At 64.3% G+C, this 20,467-nt stretch carries 23 protein-coding genes; 13 read left to right on the top strand and 10 right to left on the bottom strand.

The window, feature by feature from the left end; genetic code table 11:
• Positions 1-190 precede the first annotated feature (190 nt).
• Positions 191-1,063 carry a crotonase/enoyl-CoA hydratase family protein gene (locus K3163_RS11165; protein ID WP_221554258.1) on the top strand — a complete coding sequence of 291 codons (873 nt, stop codon included), beginning with the start codon at positions 191-193 and terminating at the stop codon, positions 1,061-1,063.
• A 78-nt stretch (positions 1,064-1,141) separates the two neighbouring features.
• Positions 1,142-1,612, top strand: coding sequence for a MarR family winged helix-turn-helix transcriptional regulator (locus tag K3163_RS11160; RefSeq protein ID WP_221554257.1), 471 nt, complete (start codon positions 1,142-1,144; stop codon positions 1,610-1,612).
• A gap of 53 nt (positions 1,613-1,665) precedes the next feature.
• Here the strand turns inward: K3163_RS11160 and K3163_RS11155 are convergent, their stop codons facing one another.
• The 7 genes from K3163_RS11155 to K3163_RS11125 all read right to left on the bottom strand — a co-directional run bounded on the left by K3163_RS11155 (position 1,666) and on the right by K3163_RS11125 (position 9,142).
• A complete protein-coding gene (locus K3163_RS11155; protein WP_247712661.1) occupies positions 1,666-2,652 on the bottom strand; it encodes a type II secretion system F family protein in 987 nt (328 codons plus the stop codon).
• A 21-nt stretch (positions 2,653-2,673) separates the two neighbouring features.
• On the bottom strand, positions 2,674-3,645 hold the full coding sequence (locus K3163_RS11150; protein WP_221554256.1) for a type II secretion system F family protein: 972 nt from the start codon (positions 3,643-3,645) through the stop codon (positions 2,674-2,676).
• Positions 3,646-3,725: 80 nt separating this feature from the next.
• Entirely contained in the window at positions 3,726-5,009 is a 1,284-nt protein-coding gene (locus K3163_RS11145; protein ID WP_221427832.1) for a pilus assembly protein CpaE, read from the bottom strand.
• 3 nt (positions 5,010-5,012) lie between these two features.
• Entirely contained in the window at positions 5,013-5,663 is a 651-nt protein-coding gene (locus K3163_RS11140) for a CpaD family pilus assembly protein (RefSeq protein ID WP_221427833.1), read from the bottom strand.
• A 14-nt stretch (positions 5,664-5,677) separates the two neighbouring features.
• Complete coding sequence (locus K3163_RS11135; protein ID WP_221427834.1) at positions 5,678-7,219, bottom strand: type II and III secretion system protein family protein; 1,542 nt, start codon at positions 7,217-7,219, stop codon at positions 5,678-5,680.
• A gap of 40 nt (positions 7,220-7,259) precedes the next feature.
• Positions 7,260-8,336, bottom strand: a complete 1,077-nt coding sequence (gene cpaB, locus K3163_RS11130) for a Flp pilus assembly protein CpaB (RefSeq protein WP_221427835.1) — start codon at positions 8,334-8,336, stop codon at positions 7,260-7,262.
• A gap of 92 nt (positions 8,337-8,428) precedes the next feature.
• Positions 8,429-9,142 carry an A24 family peptidase gene (locus tag K3163_RS11125; RefSeq protein ID WP_221554255.1) on the bottom strand — a complete coding sequence of 238 codons (714 nt, stop codon included), beginning with the start codon at positions 9,140-9,142 and terminating at the stop codon, positions 8,429-8,431.
• A gap of 62 nt (positions 9,143-9,204) precedes the next feature.
• Between K3163_RS11125 and K3163_RS11120 the strand changes: the two genes are divergently transcribed.
• The 3 genes from K3163_RS11120 (at position 9,205) to K3163_RS11110 (ending at position 11,529) form a co-directional block, all read left to right on the top strand.
• On the top strand, positions 9,205-10,197 hold the full coding sequence (locus K3163_RS11120; RefSeq protein ID WP_221554254.1) for an alpha/beta fold hydrolase: 993 nt from the start codon (positions 9,205-9,207) through the stop codon (positions 10,195-10,197).
• Positions 10,194-11,291, top strand: coding sequence for an NAD(P)/FAD-dependent oxidoreductase (locus tag K3163_RS11115; protein ID WP_221554253.1), 1,098 nt, complete (start codon positions 10,194-10,196; stop codon positions 11,289-11,291). Before K3163_RS11120 ends, K3163_RS11115 begins: the two co-directional genes overlap by 4 nt.
• Before the next feature lie 61 nt (positions 11,292-11,352).
• On the top strand, positions 11,353-11,529 hold the full coding sequence (locus tag K3163_RS11110) for a YegP family protein (protein ID WP_200982644.1): 177 nt from the start codon (positions 11,353-11,355) through the stop codon (positions 11,527-11,529).
• Between the two features lie 6 nt (positions 11,530-11,535).
• On the opposite strand, the gene rnhA is transcribed toward K3163_RS11110, so the two are convergent.
• Genes rnhA through ispH form a run of 3 tightly spaced genes read right to left on the bottom strand, consistent with a single transcriptional unit; the run spans position 11,536 to position 13,947 of the window.
• Positions 11,536-11,982 carry a ribonuclease HI gene (gene rnhA / locus K3163_RS11105; RefSeq protein ID WP_221427839.1) on the bottom strand — a complete coding sequence of 149 codons (447 nt, stop codon included), beginning with the start codon at positions 11,980-11,982 and terminating at the stop codon, positions 11,536-11,538.
• Between the two features lie 27 nt (positions 11,983-12,009).
• Positions 12,010-12,960, bottom strand: coding sequence for a homoserine kinase (thrB, locus tag K3163_RS11100; protein WP_221427840.1), 951 nt, complete (start codon positions 12,958-12,960; stop codon positions 12,010-12,012).
• Positions 12,961-13,947 (bottom strand): 4-hydroxy-3-methylbut-2-enyl diphosphate reductase, encoded by a 987-nt coding sequence (ispH, locus tag K3163_RS11095; protein WP_221427841.1) that lies wholly within the window; start codon positions 13,945-13,947, stop codon positions 12,961-12,963.
• Positions 13,948-14,040: 93 nt separating this feature from the next.
• Here ispH and K3163_RS11090 point away from each other — a divergent pair, with 93 nt between their 5' ends.
• From K3163_RS11090 to tatB, 8 genes are all read left to right on the top strand, one after another.
• A complete protein-coding gene (locus K3163_RS11090) occupies positions 14,041-14,691 on the top strand; it encodes a hypothetical protein (RefSeq protein ID WP_221427842.1) in 651 nt (216 codons plus the stop codon).
• Between the two features lie 47 nt (positions 14,692-14,738).
• Positions 14,739-16,478 carry an arginine--tRNA ligase gene (argS, locus tag K3163_RS11085; RefSeq protein ID WP_221554252.1) on the top strand — a complete coding sequence of 580 codons (1,740 nt, stop codon included), beginning with the start codon at positions 14,739-14,741 and terminating at the stop codon, positions 16,476-16,478.
• A gap of 3 nt (positions 16,479-16,481) precedes the next feature.
• The gene (locus K3163_RS11080; RefSeq protein ID WP_221427844.1) at positions 16,482-17,171 is read left to right on the top strand and encodes an SPOR domain-containing protein; all 690 of its coding nucleotides are present in this window, start codon (positions 16,482-16,484) and stop codon (positions 17,169-17,171) included.
• A 91-nt stretch (positions 17,172-17,262) separates the two neighbouring features.
• Positions 17,263-18,282 carry a beta-N-acetylhexosaminidase gene (gene nagZ, locus K3163_RS11075; RefSeq protein WP_221554251.1) on the top strand — a complete coding sequence of 340 codons (1,020 nt, stop codon included), beginning with the start codon at positions 17,263-17,265 and terminating at the stop codon, positions 18,280-18,282.
• Positions 18,279-19,082 carry a segregation and condensation protein A gene (locus K3163_RS11070; RefSeq protein WP_221427846.1) on the top strand — a complete coding sequence of 268 codons (804 nt, stop codon included), beginning with the start codon at positions 18,279-18,281 and terminating at the stop codon, positions 19,080-19,082. The genes nagZ and K3163_RS11070 overlap by 4 nt, the downstream gene beginning before the upstream one ends.
• On the top strand, positions 19,079-19,696 hold the full coding sequence (gene scpB / locus K3163_RS11065; protein WP_221554250.1) for an SMC-Scp complex subunit ScpB: 618 nt from the start codon (positions 19,079-19,081) through the stop codon (positions 19,694-19,696). Before K3163_RS11070 ends, scpB begins: the two co-directional genes overlap by 4 nt.
• A 64-nt stretch (positions 19,697-19,760) precedes the next feature.
• Positions 19,761-19,991: a twin-arginine translocase TatA/TatE family subunit gene (gene tatA, locus K3163_RS11060; protein ID WP_221427848.1), complete on the top strand. Its 231-nt coding sequence runs from the start codon at positions 19,761-19,763 to the stop codon at positions 19,989-19,991.
• Between the two features lie 26 nt (positions 19,992-20,017).
• Positions 20,018-20,467: a Sec-independent protein translocase protein TatB gene (gene tatB, locus K3163_RS11055; RefSeq protein ID WP_221554249.1), complete on the top strand. Its 450-nt coding sequence runs from the start codon at positions 20,018-20,020 to the stop codon at positions 20,465-20,467.

Genomic DNA, 20,467 nt, shown 5'->3' with positions numbered 1-20,467 from the left:
GGCAATGACTACGAATGCACGAGCGCGCTTCCCTACTCGCCCGCTTGTGCCTATCGTCGCGCCAGATGCCACGGTCCTCATGCCAATCTCCTCCGCGCCCGACTGCCGTTCTTCGCGCCGCGAGAGGTTTTAGATCCAGGACCGTGTTCCATGTGTTCCAAGCTGACGGGTCCGAGGGAGACGAATCCAAATGAGTTCCTACACGCAGATCAAGCTCGATATCGCCGATGGCATTGCCACCGTGACGCTGCACCGGCCCGAGAAGATGAACGCTTTCACGCGGGTCATGATGGACGAGTTCATCGATGCGCTCGACGTGACCGATGCCGACGACAGCGTGCGTGCCGTGATCGTGACGGGACATGGCGACAGGGCCTTCTGCGCGGGCGCCGACCTGACGCCCGAGGGTGGCGGACACGTCTTTTCCGATCCGAACCCGGTCGAGAATCTCTCCGACGAACGCGTGCGCGACGGGGGAGGGCGGCTGACGCTGCGCCTGTTCGATTCCAAAAAGCCCCTTATCGGCGCCTGCAATGGCGTGGCCGTGGGTGTCGGCGTGACGATGCAGCTGCCCTTCGATATCCGCCTGTGCAGCGACAATGCGCGTTTCGGTTTCGTCTTCGCCCGGCGCGGGATCACCCCGGAAGCGGCAAGCAGCTGGTTCCTGCCGCGCCTCGTCGGCATGCAGACCGCGCTCGAATGGTGCATGACCGGCCGGATCTTCGACGCTGCCGAGGCGAAGGAACGTGGTCTTGTGCGTTCGGTCCACCCGCAGGGCGAGCTGATGGATGCCGCCATCGGTATCGCGCGCGAGATCGCGGACAACACCTCGGCGGTTTCGGTCGCCATGACCCGCGCGATGCTCTGGCGGCTGGGAGCGGCTGGCCATCCGATGGATGCGCACCGGATCGACAGCCGCGCGATCTATCGCCTCAGCCGCAGCGACGATGCGAAAGAGGGTATCGCGAGCTTCCTTGAAAAGCGTGCGCCGGCCTATCCCGACACCGTCGGCAAGGACATGCCCGACTTCTATCCCTGGTGGGATCAGCCCGCATACAAGTAGCGCCTGGGGGTAGTTGCACATGTGATAGTCACAGCTGAAACCTTGCCAAGCCGCGCGGGAAGGTTACAGCTATGGCCCATGCCGTCACGCAAACCAGCAAAACGCCTCGCCGACTTCCTGCCGTACCAGCTGTCGATCGCCTCGAACGCGATCTCCACGCGTATCGCGGAGCAGTATCGCAAGCGGTTTGCGCTCAAGACTACCGAGTGGCGCATCATGGCGGTTCTCGGCGACAGCGGGCCGCTAACGCAGCGCGAGCTTTCACAGATGACGCTGATGGACAAGGTGCCGGTCAACCGCGCCTGCAAGGTTCTCGAGACTCGCGGTCTCGCCAAGCGCGCGCCCAATGCGAAGGACGGACGCTCGCACCTGCTCGAGCTGACAGCCGAGGGCAGGGCGGTGCACGCCGGCATCATGCCGCTCGCGTTGAAGATCGAGGCCGAGATGTTCTCGGTCCTCTCTGCCGAAGAGCAGGAGACTTTCCGCGAGATGCTCTCCCGCCTGCGTGACAATGCTGGCGAATTCGACGCAGAAAGCCTGGCCGACTAATTAGCCGACCAGGCTTTTCGCTTGGTTCTATGTGGCTCCTTGCGGAGCTTCGATCACGAGAACGCGTCGGAGATCGAACAGGCCGCCGGGCCAAGGATCACGATGAACAGCACCGGCAGGATGAACAGGATCAGCGGCACGGTCATGATCGCCGGAAGGCGTGCGGCCTTTTCCTCGGCGCGCATCATGCGCTCGTTACGGAACTCGGCCGACAGCACACGCAGCGCGGAGGCAAGCGGCGTACCGTAGCGTTCGGTCTGGACCATGGTCGTGACCACGCCCTTCACCGCCTCGAGGTTCACGCGGTAGGCGAGGTTGTCGAAGGCCTTCTTGCGCTCGTTGAGGAATGACAGCTCGATCGCAGTCAGGGCGAATTCGTCACCCAGCTCCGGATAAGCGCGGCCCAGTTCCTTGGCGACGCGGTTGAAGGCGGCGTCGACCGTAAGACCGGCCTCGGCGCAGATGACCAGGAGGTCGAGCGCGTCGGGCAGACCCTTGCGGATCGCGTCGGTGCGCTTGCCCGCGATGTTCGCGAGATAGATCTCCGGCCCCTTGTAGCCGAGGAATACGATCAGGCCGAGCGCGGCGACGCGCTTGAACTGCCAGTCGGGATAGATCTCGACGACATAGAGCAGGATGGTCGCGATCAGGCCGAGCACGACTGGAAGGACCATGCGCAGACCGATAAGGACGACTGCGAATTCCTTGTTGCGGAAGCCTGCCCAGGCAAGCTTCTGCTGCATTTCCTGGACCTGGCTGTCCTGGAGGACCTTCATGTTGCCGAGCGTATCGCGCACCTTGTCGGTGGTGTCCGACTTGCGCACGAGGCTCTGGCGTTTCTTGGAGCCCGAAGTGACAAGGCCAGCCTTGAGCTCTTCGCGGCGCCCCTCGAGCGCCTTCACGCGCTTCGCCATCGGGTCCTTGATGGTGACAGCGGTGTAGATCGCGAAAACGACCGCCAGCGCTGCAATTCCCATCAGGATCGAACCGACGAGGATGACGTCGAAGCCGAGGAGTGTGGGTCCGGTACCGGTTTCCATGATATCTGTTCCCTCGGGTCCTTAGATTTCGAAGCTGACCATCTTGGCCATGATGAAGCCACCGATGCTCATCCACACGAGCCCGCCAAGGCCGGTTACGATGAGACGCTCGTCCTCGAAGAATCCGCCGATGTAATCGGGGTTGATCCACCAGATCAGGACGAAGACGATGAAAGGCAGCGCGCCGACGATGTAGGCCGAGGCCTTCGATTCCGAGCTCATCGCGCGGATCTTGAGTTTCATCTGGGCGCGTTTGCGCAGCACGTCCGACAGGTTCGAGAGCGTCTCGGCGAGGTTACCACCGGTTTCGCGCTGAATGGCGAGCGTGATGCAGAAGAAGTTGAATTCCGGGATGTTGAGCCTGTCGGCGGTTTCCTGGAGCGACTCCTCCATGGTCCGTCCGATCTTGATGCGCTCGACGATGCCCTTGAATTCCGCGCCGACCGGGCCAGGCACTTCCTGTGCCACGACGGCAAGCGTTTCGGTCACGGGAAGACCCGAGCGCAGGCCGCGAACGAGCAGTTCGATGGCGTCCGGAAACTTCGCGTTGAACTGGTTGGTGCGCTTCTTGATCGCGCGGCCGACGATGAAGTGCGGAATGCCCGCACCTGCAAAGGTACCGATCGCGAAGGAAAGCGGCAGCGAACCCGAGCGAAGGAACATGATCAGAGCGACCACGAGGCCGATGCCGAGCGAAGCATAGGCATACTGGCTGAGCGTCCAGCCCTTGCCGGTGCGATCCAGGCGCAGGGCAAGTGCTTCGATGCGCGAATCCGAACCCGCAGTCTTGTGTGCCTTGGGCTTACGGGCTGCGATTGCCTTCTTGAGCTGCGACTCCACCTTGGTGTCGGTGCTCTCCGAGTGGCGATAACGCAGCTGCTGCAGGCGTCGCTGGCCGTTCTTGCCGGCGTTGGGGCCCGCAATGATGGCGTAACCCAAGACGAGCAAGGCGAGAACGCCGCCGGCAACCAGCATGAGCTGGATCGTGTTCATCTGTCTACTCCGTCCCGTCCGTCATTCGTTCGTCTGCTTCCGGCACGCGGGGGACTGGCCCGCGCGTGCCGGTTGCAGGGTTATTCGGCGTCGGCGTCCGCCTTGTCCTTCTTCGACATCAGACCCTTGAGGTCGAAGCCGCCGAGCAGCGATTTCTTGCCGGCAACTTCCGCTGCCTCTTCGCTGTCGGAATCGCCGAGGCCGATGATGCGGCTGCCGAGCTGCTTGATGCCCGCAGTCGCCTTGCCCGAGCTGTTCGCGTCGATGAAGGTCTTGCCGAGCTTGGCTGCCGTGGCTGCGCCCTTCTGGTCGTACGGGATCGAGATATCGATCTTGCGTTCGATCGAGGCTTCGAAATCGGCCTTGCTGATTTCTGCAGCACCGGGCTGGACCTTGTTCGCGACGACCACCGGGGTGGCGTGCGCGGCGTTGGTCTTGAGCCAGGAAAGCAGGCGGATCGTGTCGCGCGCCGAAGCGAGCGTCATTTCCGTAACCAGCGTCACGACGTTCACGTCGTTGAGCAGGTGCGGGAAATTGATCAGCATGTTGCGCGGTAGGTCGACCAGCGTCATCTCGAAGGCGTGGCGGAATTCTTCCTGCAGCTGCAGGAAGGCCGCGCCGTCGGTCATCAGCGGCGAATTGATCGGCGCCTCTGCCGAGAGGATGGCGAGGTTGTTGTTCGCGCGGATCATGGCGCGTTCGATGAACAGGCCATCGATACGGCTCGGATTGTCGATCGCGTCGGTCAGGCCGCGGCCCGGCTCGAGATCGAGCGTCAGCGCGCCGGTGCCGAAGTGCACGTCGAGATCGAGCAGTGCGGTCGGCATGTTCTTCTCGGCGCTGTAAAGCCACGCGAGCGAGGTCGCGAGGGTCGAGGCACCGACACCGCCGCGGGTACCCACGATGGCAGTCGAGATGTGACGCGTGACCTGTTCGGCTTCACCGCCGCGCGGTGCGCTGAACACTGCCTGTGCCGCATTGAGCGAGTCGCGCAGCACCGAGGCCGAAAGCGGCTTCAGCAGGTAGTCGTGAATGCCGCTCGCGAGCAGGTCGCGATAGAGGCGCACGTCGTTGACCTGGCCGATGGCGATCACGACCGTACCGGGTTCGCAAACCTCGGCGAGAGCGTTGATGTCGTTCAGCGGGTCGCCGCTTTCCGACAGGTCGACCATCAGGATGTTCGGGCTAGCCGACACCGACAGCGACTGCACGGCGTTGCGCAGGCCACCCTTGTTGCACTTCTCGGGCTGCCAGCCGAGCTCGATGACGACCGGGCGAAGAACGTCCAGCGCGGTCTCGTCGCAGATATAGGCTGCGAACGCATCGCGATTGCCGGGCATTCCGGGTTTCTGGAAAGCGCTCATGGCTCAGTTGCCTCCTTCGGTGTTGATTTCAGGCAGGCCACCGGCACCCGTCGGCTCTGCATCGCGATAGGTTTGGATAGCCTTGGTGGAAGTGGTCACGACCGTCTCGCCCGTACCCTGCTGACCTGCGATGAGGTCTTCCGGATTGGCGACCATGGCAGCAAGGTTGCTGTTGGTTGCGCAGCCGTAATTAGGGTTGGTCGAGTTCTTGTCGTTGCCTTCGGCCGTATGCGACCAGTCCGGGCAGCCCGGAACCGATGCGCTGGAGCGGGTGATGACCACGCGGGCCTGACCCGGCGATGCACGACCTGCGGTTACCGGGGCGCCTTCTGCGACCAGGATACCGTAACGGCCGGCCAGCGCTTCGACGTCGTCGCGAACGGCAAGGCTGTTACCTGCATCGTCGATCGACAGGCGGTCGCCGTAGCGAAGGCCCATGCTTTCGAACCAGCCGGCAAGACGCTGCTGTTCGCTGACGGGCAGGCCGTCGGCAGAGGTGTTCACGTCGAGCACGAAGTTCGAGCGTTCGACCACCGGCTGCTTGACGCTGTAGAGCGTGCGGTTGTCCATGTTGACGCCGCCACATGCACCCAGCGTGAGAGCAAGCGAGGCTGCCAGCGGAGCGGCGAGTTTGCGAGTGATGTTGATACGCATGATACTCGTCTCCCTTATTCGAAGCTGAAGCCGGGCTTGGCAGCCGCGGTCTTCTCGTTACGGCGAGCCTCGGCGGGCATTGCCACCTGGGCTTCGTCCTGCTCGGCCTGCGAGACCTGCGGGGCGGCATCGCTGCCACTTGCCGAAGGCATCGGACGCTGCTGGCCCGAAATGCTGCCGGATTCGCGCAGCGTGACCAGACGCTGGAGCTCGGTCGGCTTGAGATAGCCGTCCGTCGGCAGCTTGATCTCGTTGGCGTTGACCGGCTTCACCAGATAAGGCGTCACTACGATCACGAGTTCGGTTTCGCCCTTGCGATAGTTGGTCGAGCGGAACAGGTTGCCAAGGATGGGCACGTCGCCGAGGCCCGGAGCTTTCTCGATCGTGTTCTGCGAGCTGTTGGACAGCAGGCCGGCGATCATGAAGCTCTGGCCGGAGCCGAGTTCCACGGTCGTTTCCGCACGGCGAGTGATCAGAGCCGGGATCTGGAAGCCGTTGAGCGTGATGGCGCCCTGGCTCGAGAGTTCCGACACTTCCGGTCGCACGCGGATCGAGATGCGGCCATTGGCCAGAACCGTCGGCGTGTAAGCGAGGCTGACGCCGTAGTTCTTGTACTCGATGGTGGTGGTGCCCAGACCGCCGCTGAGCGGGATCGGGAATTCGCCACCGGCAAGGAACTCGGCCGTTTCGCCCGAAAGCGCGGTCAGGTTCGGCTGCGACAGCGTGGTCACGAGGCCCTGCGTTTCGGCAAGGTCGAGCGCCGACGCGATATCGAGACCGAGGAGGTTGCCCTCGACGCCGAGGGTCGTACCCTGTTCGCTGCCCGGGATCACCGTGGCCCCGTCGGGACCTTCGGTGAGACCGACGCCGAGACCGGCGGGCGAGCCAGGCGTATACTGCGGGATCCACGAACCCGAGCCCTGGCCGACCCCGATCTTGAAGCCGCTCGATGCGTCGACCGAGGCGAGGTTCACGCCGATGGCGCGGACAACACTGCGGCTGACTTCGGCGATGCGGACCTGCAGGTTGACCTGCAGCGGCGTTGCCATGCGCAGGCGGCTGATGACGTTGGTGCCTTCACCGACATATGCTTCGACCAGCGCCTGGGCGTCGGCTGCATCTTCGGGAGCGGCGACCGTGCCGGTCAGGAGCACCGTGTTGGTGCCCATCGTGGCGACGTTGATCTTGGCCTGCGGCATTGCCAGCGAAAGCATCTGGTCGATGCTGCCGATGTTCGAGCCGACGCGGACGTTGGCTGCCCAGATGATGTCGCCTGCAGCGTTGCTGGCATAGACGGTGGTTTCACCCGATCCCTTGCCGAACAGGTACAGCTGGCGCTGCGACTTCACCTGCACATCGGCGACGGCATCGTTCGAGATGAACACATCGGCCATGTTGCCGGGCACGTTGACGAGTTCGCCGCGGCCGATCGAAAGAACGATCTCCTGGCTCGGGCTGACGACCGACTGGGCCGTGGCCACGTTCGTCGGGACTGCTGCCAGAGGCGCGAGCGCCAGGCCGGCGAGCAGCAATTTAGCGGTAAGACGACGTTTCATGGAATGGCCCCCTGAATGGCTTCCTGTCTTGATCATCGGATTAGCGAACGGTGCTCAGCGCGACCGGAACGGTGTTGCCGGCGTTGCGAGTTCCACTAGCGACCGAGGCGTTGAGTGCTCCTGCACGGCCCACGGTGACGCGTTCTGCGGTCTTGCCGCGGGTAACGATCACGGTCGGACCGCCGGTGCGGACCTGGGCTGCGCCGCCGTTGCCGCCTGCACCGCCGCGCGGGCGGGACTGTGCGGGCATCGAGCTACGCTGGAAGCGCGAGACATCGCCGCCGGTGACATAGGTGCCCTTGGCATCGTCGGGACGTGCAGCGACTTCGCGCAGCAGGCGTTCCTCTTCTTCCGGGGTTGCGTCGTCGGGGATGACGAGCTCACCGGAGGCGAGGGCGCGTTCGAGTTCGTTCTCGTTGTCGGCGAGCGAACGCAGCGCAAGGCTCAGCGTACCGATCGTCTGGGCGACTGCGACCTTCTCTGCGATGGTCGGCGTCACTTCGAGAGTAACCGTGCGGAAGGCCTTGACCTGGGTCTTGCCGTCGACAGTCGTCTGCGTGGTCGACTGGTCGGTCGCGAGAATGCGAAGGTTACGAAGGATGGTTTCCGACGTTTTCAGCGGAGCACCTTCTTCACCCTGCACGGTCTGCGTGAGGACCATGTCTACACGGTCGCCAGGGAAGACGAAGCCGGCAACGCCGCTCTTCGCGTCCACGGGGACAGTGACTGCGCGCATGCCCGGCGTAAGGGCTGCTGCGAGGAAGCCGCGGTCGCCCGGGCTCACCAGCGAACCCTGCGTCACCGGCTCACCTGCGGTAACCGGATGGCGGACAACGGTGCCGATCAGCTTCGAGACGTCTGCTTCCCCGTCGAGGAAGTAGGCGTTCTGGACCAGTTCTTCCGGCCACAGCTGGTAGCCGATTGCATCTGCGGTGATGATGGTGCCGGTCGGCAGAGCACGCTGCGCGACGAGAACCTTCGGCCCCTGCGGTTCGACAACCGCTGCGGCCTGGGCGTTCGGAGCAGAGGCTCCAGCGAACATGCTGCGGGCAACAAGAGCAGTACCGATCGCAATGACCAGTGCGCCTACCAACAGAACCAGCTTCTTCCTATCCATGGCTATTAAGCCCCCTCGTATGGCCCGCTTGGAATCGGATGCGGGCGACTATGGTTTCCGTGTCTAAGTGGCGATTGGTTAAAATCGGGTTTTCAGCCCGCCACAGGTGCAGAAAAACTCGTCAGAAAGACGCCGCCGACGATCCAGAGGCCCGCAATCGAGATGGCGAGGCCGTAAGGAACACGCGGCTGGTGCTTGTGACGACGGATGATTCGAATCGACACCAGGGTCACCACGGCGAGGATCGCGATGGGGATCATGGCGATGGCGAGCGGACCGGCTGCGCTTGTCGAGATCGCCTCCATGACGCTGCCCGGCACGGCGAGCTTCGGCCCGCCCAGCACGGCACTTGCGAAGTTCGCCGCGATGAGCGTGCAGGCCACCAGGATGAAGGTGTCGCGGATCGGCTTTGCGCCGAGCACGTTCGAACGCGCGACACCCCAGATGCCCATGGCCAGCGTCAGCACCCAGCCGACCATTGCCATGATGAGGATGAGGCCGACGAAGTTGGTCGGCGGGAACCACAGCGCCAGCGCGGTGAGCAGTTTCACGTCGCCGCCGCCCATCTGGCGGATGGCGAAGAAGGCACAGCAAACAACGAAGGTGGCCGCCGCGATGCCGACCTGGATGGCGACGTCCGGCCACAGCGACATGCCGCTGGCCCACCAGAACAGGGGAGCGCCAGCAGCGATTGCGATGTTGAGCTTGTTCCCGATCGTCCGGCTCTTGAGGTCGGTGAACGCGGCAACCAGCAGCGCGATTGCCAAGGCGCCGAGCAGAACGTAGGTGAAAATCTCTTGGTCCATGACCTGCCTTCGAAGTTGTTTCGAGGGCTGGCCTACCCAAACATGCTTACTAAAGAGTAACCATGACGACCGGTGAGACGGAGGTTGCAATCGCCGAGACTATCGAAAAGCCGATCGACAGGCGTGCCATTCCGCCCCTTGCCAGCGAAAGCCGCTGGCAGGCGGAGGACGGCCACGAGCTTCGCCGGATCGACTGGCCCGCGGGTTCCGAGCCTGCGCGTGGTTCCATCCTGTTCCTTCCCGGACGCGGCGATTTCTACGAAAAGTACCTCGAGAGCCTCGAGGAGTTGCACCGTGCCGGCTGGAGGGTAACGGCGGCCGACTGGCGGGGGCAGGCCGGCTCGGGCCGGTTGGGCGACGATGCATTGACCGGTCATGTCGACGATTTCGACGACTGGGTCGCGGACCTGAAGCATTTCTGGGACGGCTGGGTCGCCGAAACACCGGGCCCGCATGTGCTCGCAGCACACTCGATGGGCGGCCATATCGTGGCCCGCGCTTTGGTAGATGGCGTTGTGAAGCCCGACGCTGTTGTCCTTTCCGCTCCCATGCTCGGCATGGCCGGACCGCCGCTTCCGCTCGCGATGCTGCATTCGGTGGCCAAGGTAATGACAAAGATCGGCTCCCCCACGCGCCCTGCGTGGAAGTGGAGCGAGAAGCCTGGCGAGATGCCCGCGCGCCGCCGCGACCTCCTGACCCATGATGACGATCGCTACGAGGATGAATTGTGGTGGCGCGAGAAACGGCCCGAACTGGCCATGGGACCGGGCAGCTGGGGATGGGTCGAGCGCGCCTATGCCTCGACCCGCGAACTCGAAGCGTCCGGCGCCATGGAGGCGGTTGATGTCCCGGTGCTCGTGATCTCCACCGAGAATGACAAGCTGGTGAAGCACGAGGCCGCAGCGCGCGCTGCCGGCAGGTTCCCCAAGGGCGAATTGATCTCATTCGGGCCAGAGGCGCATCACGAGATCCTGCGTGAAGTAGACGGGGTTCGCCGCCGCGCGATGGACGGCATCACCGAGTTCCTCGACCGGGTGGTGCCCGCAAGGCAGTGACGACTTACGATTTCGCCATTGTCGGAGCCGGGATTGCCGGTGCGAGCCTTGCTGCGGAACTGGCCGCGGGCGGGGCGAAAGTGCTCCTGCTCGAGGCCGAGGACCGTCCCGGCTACCATTCCACCGGCAGGTCGGCGGCCTTCTGGGAAGAATGTTACGGCGGGCCGGAGATCGTCCCGCTGACGCTCGCCTCGGGCGATTACCTGCGCGACAACGGTTTTCTCCACCAGCGCGGGGCGCTTTATATCGGGCGGCAGGAAGACGCGGGCGCGCTCGATCGGTTCATGGAGCGGTTCGGCAATACCGGCGCAACGATCGAGCGGCTGCACCGCGAAACGCTCGCCGAGAAAGTCCTCGGCCTGCGCGAGGACTGGACCGAAGCTGTCTGGGAGCCTGCCTGCGCGGATATCGATGTGGCCGGTCTCCACGCGCATTTTCTCGCGCGTGCGCGCAAGGCCGGGGTGGACCTTGAATGCCGGGCGCGGGTCGATAGCCTTTCTCGGAAAGATGCCCACTGGACCATCAAAACTGCTGCTGGCGGCACCTATAAGGCGAGCTGGGTGGTCGACGCGGCAGGCGCATGGGCCGACAGTCTCGCACAGCTTGCGGGCGCTCGTCCGCTCGGCATCGGACCACTAAGACGCACCGTGGTGCAATTGCGTATCGATCCCGTCGTGCCTGCCGACCAGCCGCTCGTGCTGGATATATCGGGGCAATTCTACTTCAAGCCGGAGGCGGGGCGCCTGTGGCTGAGCCCGCATGACGAGATACCCTGTGAGCCCTGCGATGCCGCACCCGAAGAGATCGATGTGGCTACTGCGATCGACCGGTTCCAGCAGGTCGTCGACTGCCGGATCGAGGCTGTCGAACGTCGCTGGGCGGGGCTGCGCAGTTTCTCGCCCGACCGGCTGCCGGTCTACGGGCGCGATCCCCAGGTCGAAGGCTTCGCCTGGTTTGCCGGGCAGGGCGGTTACGGAATCCAGACCTCTCCCGCCGCCGCGCGCCTTGCCGCGCAACTGCTTCTCGGGGCGGGCAGGGATGCAATGACCGAGAAGCTTGATGCTTCGCTCTACGATCCTGCACGCTTTGCCTAGCCAAGAGCGTATCATTTGTTAGGGTGCGCGACCCATTCACAATTATCGGGAGAGCCTTTCGATGGCGCACCACTTCAAGATCAAGCAGAACAAGAAGGGCGAATACGTCGCTTATTTCATGTACAATTCGGAAACGATGTTCTGGACCGAGGGCTACAGCTCGAAGGCCAGCGCCAAGAACGCCATCGAATCGATCAAGAAGAACGGCCCGGGCGCCGAAACGGTTGACGAGAGCTGATCCTAACTAGCTTCCGCCAGCGGCGATCGCTTCGGCGGCGTCGCTGGCGAGGCTATCCACCCGTTCGTTTTCCGGGTGGCCCGCGTGACCCTTTACCCAATGCCATTCTACCCGGTGGCGCCCGGTCAGATCGATCAGGTCATGCCATAGGTCGGCATTGCGCACCGGCTTCTTGCTGGCATTCACCCAGCCGCGCTTTTTCCAGCCGTGCACCCACTTCGTGATACCGTCGATCAGGTACTTGCTGTCGGTGTAGAGTTCGACTTCGCAAGGCTCGATCAGCGCCGATAGGGCGCGGATAGCTGCGGTCATCTCCATCCGGTTATTTGTAGTGTCCGCTTCACCGCCCGACATTTCCTTTTCATGCCGTCCCATGCGCAGCAGCGCGCCCCAGCCCCCGGGGCCGGGATTGCCCTTGCATGCGCCATCGGTGAATATCTCGACCCGCTTCATGCTTGCGCCCCTAGCGCGGGATGCGCGTCAGGAAAACGCTTCAGCGCCCTTCTCGGCGTAAAAATCCCAGCGCCGGACGAAGTCCATGGGGTCCTTGCGCAGGACATGGGCGTCGGCGGGCGTGTCGAGCCAGTCCTCCGCGCGGCTGGCGACGAAGCGCTGGCATGCCCCTTGTGCGAGCAGCGGAAGTGCCTCGCGTTCATCCTCACCGAGCGGGCGAACCTTCTCGTATCCCGAGACGAGTGCTTTCCCGAGTTCGGGTGCAAAGGTGCCGCCCGGAAAGCACCAGGCTGCGTGCGTGACGGCGAGGTCGTAGGCCATGGCGTCGTTGCACGCGAAATAGAAGTCGATCATTCCCGAGACCTTGCTGCCCAGCATGAGGACGTTGTCTGGAAAGAGGTCGGAGTGGATCACAGACCGCGGCAGGTCCGTCGGCCAGCCCGCAACCAGTGCGCGCGCCCGCGGCAGGATGTCGGGGAGGGCTGGATCGATCCCTGCAAGTGCGTCTTCGCCGCATTTCTCGAGCACGGCCAGAGTATCGGCGGGCGCGAGGTCGTTCGCCCGATCCATGCCGAAATCCTGCGCCGCGAGATGCACCTTCGCAAGCGCCGCTCCGACCGCCTCTGCCTGCCCTGCCGTCGGTTCGGTCGGGGAAACGCCCGGCAGGAACTCGATCAAGGCGACCGCCTTGCCGTCGAACTGCCGGAACCCAGCACCCGAGCGGTCGTGAATGGTTGCAGGCACCGCACAGCCATTGGCCGCGAGATGGTCCAGCAGGCCGAGGAAGAAGGGCAACTGCGCCGTGTCGATGCGGCGCTCGTACATCGTCAGGATGTAACGGCCGCGGCTGGTCTCGATGAGCCAGTTGGAATTGGAGATGCCCTCGGCGATGCCCTTCGCGGAAGTCAGCTCGCCGACATCGTACTCCGCGATCAGGCGCGCCAGGTCCTCGGCGCCGAGATGCGTGTAGACCGCCACCTATTCGGTCAGCTGGCGCGGCAGCTTGAAGATCATGTTCTCTTCGGCAGCGGCGATCGGGTGCTCTTCCACCAGGCGCCATTCCGAAATCCGGTCGACGACTTCGCGCACCAGTTTCTCCGGAGCCGAGGCCCCGGCAGTCAGGCCGAGGGTGCCGATGCCTTCCAGCCACTCGGGCTGAATTTCATCGGCGCGCTGGATCAGCCGCGCGTCGGTACCGAGCCGCTGTGCGACTTCGACCAGGCGAAGCGAGTTCGAGGAATTTGGCGCACCGATCACCAGCACGAGATCGCTCTTGGGCGCGATGATCTTCACTGCGGCCTGGCGGTTGCTGGTCGCGTAGCAGATGTCTTCCGCCTTCGGCGCGACGATCTGCGGATAGCGCGCCTCGAGCGCCTCGATGATTTCCGCCGTATCGTCGACCGAGAGCGTGGTCTGGGTAAGGTAGGAGAGATCGTCGTCCTGCGTGAACGCAAGGGCCGCCACATCCTCGACCGTTTCGACGAGCGTGATCTGTCCTTCGGGCACCTGGCCCATGGTCCCGATGACCTCGGGGTGGCCGGCATGCCCGATGAAAAGGATGTGCTGACCCTTTTCGATCTGGCGTTCGGCCTGACGGTGGACCTTGCTCACCAGCGGGCAGGTCGCATCGACATAGAGCAGCTTGCGGCGCTCCGCCTCTGCCGGGACCGATTTCGGCACGCCGTGCGCAGAGAATACCACGGGCACATCGTCGGGGACTTCGTCCAGTTCCTCGACGAAAATAGCGCCCTTGGCCTTCAGGCTGTCGACCACATAGCGGTTGTGGACGATTTCGTGGCGGACGTAGACGGGCGCACCGTATTTTTCGAGCGCGCGCTCGACGATCTCGATCGCGCGGTCGACACCGGCGCAAAAGCCGCGCGGAGCCGCGATCAGAAGCTGCAGAGGCAGGCGCGGATCGTTGCCCGAGGGATTTTGTGTCGTGGACGGAAAGGGGGCGTTCATGAGTGCCCCTCTAGCGCTTTGCATCGTGCCAAGCTAGGGCACGCGTCGCCCCGAAGGGCTCTTGAATACGAACACATGAGGAATGTCGCCGACATGACCAATCGCTTTCGCCTCCTGACTGCCCTTGGAATGGGTCTCGCGCTTGCCGGATGCAAGTCCGACGGCGAACTCGTGGTGCAGGGCAATGCAGTGGGTATCACGGCTGTGCGTACGGCCTGTCCCGCAGTCGGCATTCCCGATTACACCGGCGACGTCACGCTGTTCCGCGGCGCGACCAAGACGCTGTCTGACCTCGACGTGACCGCGGCGATGACCAATCTCACCTCAACCTGCAACGAGGCGAACGAGCGGGTCTATTCCGAAGCGAGCTTCGACGTTGTTGCCCGCCGCACCGACGTGCGCGGTGCGCGCACCGTCGAGCTTCCCTATTTCACGACCGTCCTTCGCGGCGGCACGGCCGTCGTGACGAAGCGCGTCGGCACCGTGACCTTGAACTTCGCCGACGGTGAAGAGCGCGCCCGCGCAACGGGCAAGGCCGGTGCTTTCGTCAATCGCGCCGATGCGACGCTGCCCGCAGACGTCGTCGAGCGGATTACCCGTCGCCGCAAGCCCGGGGATCCCGACGCAGCGCTCGACCCGCTGGCAGACCCGGAAGTGCGTGCCGCCGTCCAGCGCGCGACCTTCGAACTGCTCGTCGGCTTCCAGCTCACCGAGGACCAGCTGCGCTACAACGCGACACGTTGATGCTCTGACACCTTGCCATTTTGCGCCATTCGTCTAGGCGCGCGGGCATGGCTGACATCCAGACTCTCCACGCCGGTTTCGCGGCGAAAATCGATGCCGTTCTCAACGCGCTCGAGATGGAAGGACACCTTCCTCCCGAGACGAACCGTTCGGGCGTTACCGTAGAGCCGCCGCGCGACCCCTCGCATGGCGACCTTGCGACCAATGCCGCGATGGTGCTCGCCAAGCAGGCGAAGACCAATCCGCGCGCGCTGGCCGAGCTGATCGTCGAGCACCTGACGCGCGAACCGGACATCACCGAAGCGACCATCGCCGGCCCGGGCTTCATCAACCTGCGCCTGTCCGAACAGGCTTGGCTGCGCGAACTAAAGGCCATTGCCGCACTGGGCGAGGATTATGGCCGCTCGCAGCTGGGCGGCGGGCAGACGGTCAATGTCGAATATGTCTCGGCCAACCCGACCGGCCCGATGCACATGGGCCACTGCCGCGGCGCGGTGGTGGGCGATGCGCTGGCCGGCCTGCTCGAATTCAGCGGCCACAAGGTCATCCGCGAATATTACGTCAACGATGCCGGCGGGCAGGTGGACGTGCTCGCTCGCTCTGCGCACCTTCGCTACCGCGAAGCGCTGGGCGAGGACATCGGTGCTATTCCCGAAGGTCTTTACCCCGGCGATTACCTGAAGCCGGTCGGCGAACGCCTCGCACAGGAATTCGGCCCGGCCTACAAGGACGCGCCCGAGAGCGAATGGCTCGAGCTGTTCCGCGAACGCTCGGTTGCCGCGATGATGGACATGATCCGCGAAGACCTTTCGCTGCTCGGCATCCATCACGACCTGTTTTCCTCCGAGGCCAAGCTGCAGGCCGCCAAGAAGCCCGAAGAGGCCGAGGCGTGGCTGCGCGAACACGGCTTCGTCTATGATGGGGTGCTCGAAGCGCCCAAGGGCAAGGCACCGCCGGAAGACTGGGAGCCGGTCGAGCTGCCGCTCTTCCGCTCGACCGAATTCGGTGATGACCAGGATCGCCCGATCAAGAAATCGAACGGCGCGTGGACCTATTTCGGCGCCGATCTCGCCTATCACTTCCAGAAGGCCGAAAACGCCGATGCGCTGATCGACATCTGGGGTGCGGACCACGCCGGTACGGTCAAGCGGATCAAGGCAGCCGTCGCCGCGCTCACCAAGGGCGCTGGCCGCGATGTGCCGTTCGATGTGAAGCTGGTGCAGATGGTCAACCTGATGCGCGACGGCGAACCGGTGAAGATGTCGAAGCGCGCGGGCACTTTCGTCACGCTCGCCGACGTGGTGAAGGAAGTGGGCAAGGACGTGGTGCGCTTTACCATGCTGACCCGCAAGCCGGAAGCGCAGATGGAATTCGACTTCGCCAAGGTGGTCGAAGCCTCGAAGGACAACCCGGTTTTCTACCTCCAGTATGCCCATGCGCGCATCCGCTCGACGCTGCGCAAAGCAGGCGTCGAGCCAAGCGATGCGAATCTCGACCGCCTGGGTGCGGACGAGCTTGCGCTGGTGCGCGAGGCGGCCCAGTTCCCGCGCGTGGTCGAGGCCGCCGCAAAGGCCCGCGAACCGCACCGTATCGCCTTTTTCCTCGGCGATCTCGCCGCCGCCTTCCACAGTTTCTGGAATGCGGGTAATGATGATCCTGCGAAGCGGATCATCCAGGAAGATGACGCAGAGCTGACGGCTGCACGACTGTTCGTCGCAGCGCAGGTCGGCCAGGTGATCCGCAACGGTCTCGGCATTCTCGGTGTCGAGGCGGTCGAGGAGATGTGAGCCATGGCGCATACGCCTTTCGGGAATGACCAGGACTGGGACGACGGCGAGGATCTCGAGCTGATCGAGTCCGAAGATCGCCTGCCCTGGCTCGAGGCGGATGACGAGGAAGAGCAGGACGAGGGTTTCGCCACTTCGCGTCTCGTCATGCTCGGTGTGCTCTCGCTCGCGCTTGTTGGCGCCCTGGTGGCGGGCGCGTGGTTCCTGCTGGGCTCGGGCGGAAACGAACCGCTCGCAGACGGCAGCCTGATCGAAGCGCCGGACGAACCCTACAAGACCCGGCCCGACGATGCCGGGGGCAAGACTTTCCCGGGTACGGGCGACACCAGCTATGCGGTCGGCGAAGGCCAGACCCGCGAGGGCAAGCTCGCCGACACGCCGCCGGCACCTCCGCCCGAGGAAGTGGCCGGACCTTCGCTCGCGACCACGCTCAACGAAGGGCCGCGGGCGCCCGAACCGACCGGAGTCGCCGTTCAGGTCGGCGCTTTCCCGACCCGCACTGCGGCCAACGAGGCGTGGGGCAGGCTGATGCGCCAGACGGAGGCCCTCAACGGCGTGCGCAACCGCGTTGTCGAGGCGCAGGTGGATATCGGCACGGTCTACCGCCTCCAGGCGCTTCCGGGCGATAGGGCCGCGGCAAAGGCGCTCTGTGACCGCCTGAAAGCCGAGGGTCTCGCCTGTTTCGTGAAATAGGGCGCCGTTTCGGACTCGATCTGGCTTAATTTCCACACCTGTGGACTCAGCTGCGCTTGGATTCGCAGGCGAAAAGCAGCAGCATCGCCCCATGACACCCGCCATTTTCGGCATTTCCGGGCCTGAACTCACGCCCGACGAACGCGCCTTCTTCAAGGAGGCCGATCCGGCGGGCTACATCCTGTTCGCGCGCAATTGCGAAACCCGGGAGCAGATGCGGCGGCTGACCGACGGTCTGCGGGCGATCCACGGGCGCGACCGGCTGATTGTCTCGATCGACCAGGAAGGTGGCCGCGTCGTGCGGATGAAGCCGCCCGAATGGCCGAAATACCCGGCCGGCGAGGCTTTCGCGAAGCTTTATGAAGCGGCTCCTGCCTCCGCGATCGAAGCGGCACGCGTCAATGCGGAAGCGATGGCGATCGAGCTTGCCTACGTCGGTATCTCTGTCGATTATCACGCGCCTTTCGACGTCCGCCGTCCGGAGACCGACGATGTGATCGGCGACCGCGCCTTGGGTAGCGATCCGATGCAGGTGGCGGCGCTCGGTCGTGCGGTCCTCGACGGGATGGCGCGGGCGGGTGTTGTCGGGTGCCTCAAGCACATGCCGGGCCACGGCCGCGCGACGGTGGACAGCCACAAGGAGCTGCCCCGCGTTACTGCCAGCGCAGAGGAGCTCGAAACCGATATCGAACCCTTCCGCACGCTGTCCTCGCACCCACTCGGCATGAGCGCGCATATCGTGTTCGACGCCTGGGACGCCGACAATCCCGCGACACTTTCGGAAAAGGTCATCGGCGAGGTCATTCGCGGCCAGATTGGCTTCGACGGACTACTGCTGACCGATGACATCGACATGCAGGCGCTAGACGGGACGATACTCGAGCGCGGCGCCAAGGCACTCGATGCGGGCTGCGACATCATATTGAATTGCTGGGCGAAAATGGACGACCAGCAGCAAATCGCCAACCGCTTCCCCGACCTCTCGGACGGGACCGCTGCGCGCCTTGAGCGGGTGCATGCCGCGATGGGCAACGCTCCGGATACCGGCAAGGCAGCGGACCTTCTTGCGAAGCGCGATGCGCTGCTCGCCATTACCGAGGAGGCGGCATGACCGAGGGCGTTCTCTTCACCGATCCGCCCCAGCAGGAGACCGAGGACTGGGACGGCATCGCCGCCGAGGCGACCGCCGACAAGGACGCGCTCTATCTCGAGCTCGACGGCTGGGAAGGTCCGCTCGACCTGCTGCTCGACCTGGCGCGCCGCCAGAAGGTCGACCTGCGCGAAATCTCGATCCTCGCTCTGGTGGAGCAATATCTCGATTACATCGAGCAGGCTGAGGCGCTGAAGCTCGAACTGGCCGCCGATTACCTCGTGATGGCCGCTTGGCTGGCCTACCTCAAATCGGCGATGCTCCTGCCCAAGGAAGAGCAGGAAGACCCGAGCCCCGAGGAGCTGGCGCTCAAGCTGCAGCTGCGCCTCCAGCGTCTTGGCGCGATGCGCGAGGCAGCAGGCCGCCTGATGGGAGGCGACCGCATCGGGCGCGACGTGTTCCTGCGCGGAAAGCCGGAAGGTCTCGCCATCGTCCGCAAGACGCAGTGGCAATGCGACCAGTTCGCGCTGATCGAGGCCTATGGCCGTGTGAAGGCGCGCACGGCGCCCGCGGTCCACATGGTTCGCGAGCGGCCGGTGATGACGCTCGAATCGGCGCTCGACCGCGTGTCCAACATGCTCGGCGTGACGCTCGAATGGATGGAGCTGCGCGATTTCCTTCCGCCGCATGCCGAGCCGCGCCTGCGCCGCTCGGCGCTCGCCTCCAGCTTCGTGGCGGCGCTTGAACTCGCGCGCATGGGCAAGGCGGAGATCGCGCAGGAGGAAACCTTCGGCCCGATGCGCCTGAGGCGGGTCGCGTGACCGAGCTCGAACGCGCCGTCGAAGCTGCGCTGTTCGCAGCGGAAGAGCCGATGAGCGTCGATGCGATTGCGGGCTTCCTTGGTGATGCGGAAAAGGCGGAGGTGCGCGAAGCGCTCAAATCGCTCACCGAAACCTACGAGAAGCGCGGTATCCACCTCGTCGAGCGTGGCAAGCGCTGGCATTTCGAGACCGCCCCCGATCTCGCCCACCTGCTGCGCAAGGAGCGCGAACAGGTTCGCCGCCTCAGTCGTGCGGCAACCGAGGTCCTTGCGATCATCGCCTATCACGAGCCGGTCAGCCGCGCGGAAATCGAATCGATCCGCGGCGTGCAGACATCGGGCGGGACGCTCGACGTGCTGATGGAAGCGGGCTGGGTGAAGATTGCCGGCCGCCGCGAGGTTCCGGGCCGCCCGACGATCTATGCGACTACGCCCGAATTCCTCGACCATTTCGGCCTGACCAGCCGCCGCGACCTGCCCGGAATTGCGGAATTGCGCGCGACAGGCCTGCTCGATCCGGTCGAAGACGCCTACGAGGACCTGATGGGCGAGGGCGACAGCGAGGATCCGCAGGAACCGGCCGAGGCCGACGAACAGGCAAACGACGCGGCCTGACTGGCGTTCGCGCCAACGCACGCCTATATTGGCCATAACAGCCCACGCTCAAAAGGTATTTACAATGTCGCTCGGCCCCTGGCAGCTCATCATTATCGCCCTCGTCATCCTCGTCCTGTTCGGGCGCGGTCGCATCTCGGAAATGATGGGTGATTTCGGCAAGGGAATCAAAAGCTTCAAGAAGGGCATGAACGAGGACGACGCCGAGCCTGCGAAGCAGATTTCGCACGAGGCGAAGCCGGCGGAAGAAGGCCTGAAGGAAGACCAGGTCAAGACGACCTCCGAGCCCAAGTGATCCGCAGCTAGGCGGAGCTATTTTCGATGTTCGATATCGGCGCGGCCGAATTGCTGGTGATCGTCGTGGTGGCGATCCTCGTGATCGGCCCCAAGGACATGCCCAAGGCCATGCGCACCGCGGGGCGCTGGATCGGCAAGCTGCGCCGTATGTCCTCCCACTTCCGTGCCGGTCTCGACGAGATGGTCCGCCAGGCCGAGATAGAGGACATGGAAGACAAGTGGGCCAAGCGTAACGAAGAAATCATGGCAAAGTACCCCAAGGGTACCGAGGCCGAAGCGGGCGCTCCCGAGAACATCCTGCCGCCCGACCAGGGAATGGAACCGCTGGCCGCCGTAGAGGAAGTGCCTGACGCAGATGCCGCCGCCGAGGCCGCGATAAAGCGCGCCGCGCCCAAGAAAGCGCCCGAGCACGGCGGCGAGAAACCTTCGGACGAACCCGGCCTGCCATTCGGCGAACCGGAAAAGGGCAGCTGA

It is taken from the genome of Qipengyuania xiapuensis, assembly GCF_019711395.1.
In the GTDB taxonomy this organism is placed as follows: domain Bacteria; phylum Pseudomonadota; class Alphaproteobacteria; order Sphingomonadales; family Sphingomonadaceae; genus Qipengyuania; species Qipengyuania xiapuensis.
This window is presented reverse-complemented; position numbering and strand designations above follow the sequence as displayed.